Annotated in this window: 1 protein-coding gene; it reads right to left on the bottom strand. The window is 56.1% G+C overall.

The window, feature by feature from the left end; all coding sequences use genetic code 11:
- Nucleotides 1-696 (bottom strand): MCP four helix bundle domain-containing protein (locus AACS18_RS14500; protein WP_181363287.1); only part of this gene is annotated, 696 nt, incomplete at its 3' end.
- Between the last annotated feature and the right edge of the window lie 392 nt (nucleotides 697-1,088).

Genomic DNA, 1,088 nt, shown 5'->3' with positions numbered 1-1,088 from the left:
GGCAATGCGCTGGGCCTGACGTGCCAGCATGATCAGCGGATCGCGGATCTGGCGGGTCAGTACCACGGAGAGCACCACCACAAGGATCAGACCGATCACCAGCGCGATGGTGACGCTCAACTTGGCGGAGTCATAGGAGGCAACCACGACCTTGCGCGACTCGGTCGCATAGCCATGGTTGATGCGGATCAACTCCGCCACCGACTTGTGCAGGTTGTTGTAGAGGGGGATCCCCTGAGCCATGAATACGGTCTGGGCCTCGCTCATCAGGCCGCTATCCTGCAATTGCTTCACTTGCTGGTGCAGGGCCAGGTAGCTTGCCCAGTCGGTCTTGACCATATCGAAGGTGCGACGCTCTTCCACGTCCTGCGCCCAGATGGTTTTGTCGTGGTCAATCACCTGCTGTTTGAGGCGTTCCACCAGTTGGGCGGCAGTGGTGCGATACTCGGCACGCTTCTGGGGATCAGAGGCCACCAGGAACAGAGCCAGCTCATAACGACGCAGCTCACTGATGCTGTCACCGATGTCATTGGTGCGGTTGACTGCGGGCAGGATGCTGTCGGTAAAACCGATAGCCGCCCGGTTCATATTGCTGAACTCCAGCAACGAGAAGCCGCCGATAAAGGCGACCATCAAACCGAGCACGGCAAAGCCGGCAGTGAGTTTTTTGCCTATGGTCATGGAACTGGTATTCATGGCGTATCCTGGTGGTCGTTAAATTCGTAGCACTCGTCCGGTTCACGCCCTCCTGGCATGAACTATCTGGCCACCTGTTCAGTGGCGCACCATCCAACCTTGATGAATATCTCTGAATTCCATGAGCGGCAGCGAGAGCCGTGAGGGGGCGCTAGAGTAACCGGATTGTGACGGTTCGGAAAGAGTCTATCCGGTTACTTTTTGTAAGGTGAAAACGAGGGATTTATCGTGCTCGATTAAATATACCGCTCAGATGAATAAATCGGAAAAATGCATAACGTTTGCATAGGGCAAGCCGCGCGGGCCAAGCCGTTGCAGTCCGCCACTCTCATCCGGGACCAATGAAAAACGCCAGCAATGGCTGCTGGCGTCTCGTTTATTCAGCATGGCGG

Origin of the sequence: Aeromonas sp. HMWF015 (genome assembly GCF_963878965.1) — a bacterium.
In the GTDB taxonomy this organism is placed as follows: domain Bacteria; phylum Pseudomonadota; class Gammaproteobacteria; order Enterobacterales; family Aeromonadaceae; genus Aeromonas; species Aeromonas veronii.
Note: the sequence above shows the minus strand (reverse complement) of the source record. Positions and strands in the feature narration are given on the sequence as shown.